This is a genomic window from Cognatilysobacter lacus (assembly GCF_008274655.1).
GTDB lineage: Bacteria > Pseudomonadota > Gammaproteobacteria > Xanthomonadales > Xanthomonadaceae > Cognatilysobacter > Cognatilysobacter lacus.
This window is the reverse complement of record NZ_VTRV01000282.1, coordinates 1-910: the sequence shown is the minus strand read 5'-3', so window position 1 is coordinate 910 and position 910 is coordinate 1. Positions and strand designations below refer to the sequence as shown.

Below are 910 nucleotides of genomic sequence, written 5' to 3'. Positions count from 1 at the left end.
GCGCAGGTTGCGCCGCTGATCGCGGCCAGCGCGCCCCGAGTAGCGCCGCTACTCCCGGTTGTTGTCACGGCGGCTGTCTACGTCTTCCTGCTCGGGCTGCTCGGGCTTGCCGCAGTCGGCCGGGACTGGGCGCGCTTTCTCGGTGCGGTTATTGCGCTGCTGGCCCTGCTCGAGAATGCGCCGCACGTCCTGTCGTTTGGCTCCCTGGCGCTTGCCTGGTTCGCCGCAAAGGCATGCGGTCTCGCGCTTTTGTACGCGCCGCCGAGCAACCGGTGGTTCCGGCAGGTGGGGCCTAACAATTCGTCCAAGCCGACGCCGCTTCGCGGCGCGGCTTAACTCAGGTGTTAGCGCCCGATATGTGACTCGCCAGCCGCGTGATCGAAACTTGAGGTGCCACCTTGCTATTTAACTTTCTTGCGGCCTACATCTTGGTAACTGGCATGTTGGGAACTGGCAGCCGCCTCTACATTGCCGCTTGTAAGACCTCGACCGAAACGATCGACCACTCGTCTTTTTTGGCAAGAGCGTTCTGGCGCTACCAGGTTTTCTCCTCATGCTTGCTCGGCTCCTTTTTTATATCGCCGGTGTTCCTATATTTCGTCAGTTGGGGATCGCTGCGGGGAACCGACACTGCAGCTTTACTTTATATAGCGTTGCTGATGCCGTTAGCTTTCCTGTGGTGTGCATGGGATTTCTCGCGGCTTCGAAAGGCCGACCAGCGGAAGATCGATGCGCGTGACGCCTTCATGCGTCGCCGATGAACACTTCTCCCGCGCGTGGTTATGGCATCCTCCCCGCCGTCCGAATTGCGCCCAAGGTTTCTCGGTCGGGCGCTAACAATTCGTCCAAGCCGACGCCGCTTCGCGGCGCGGCTTAACTCAGGTGTTAGGCCCCATGTGGAGAGATGCAG

Annotated in this window: 2 protein-coding genes; both read left to right on the top strand. The window is 60.5% G+C overall.

Features of this window, described 5'->3' with window-relative positions; all coding sequences use genetic code 11:
• On the top strand, positions 1-336 hold a 336-nt coding region (locus FW784_RS14585; RefSeq protein WP_205123634.1), incomplete at its 5' end, for a hypothetical protein.
• Positions 337-398: 62 nt separating this feature from the next.
• A complete protein-coding gene (locus FW784_RS14085; protein WP_149353945.1) occupies positions 399-761 on the top strand; it encodes a hypothetical protein in 363 nt (120 codons plus the stop codon).
• Positions 762-910: the final 149 nt, after the last annotated feature.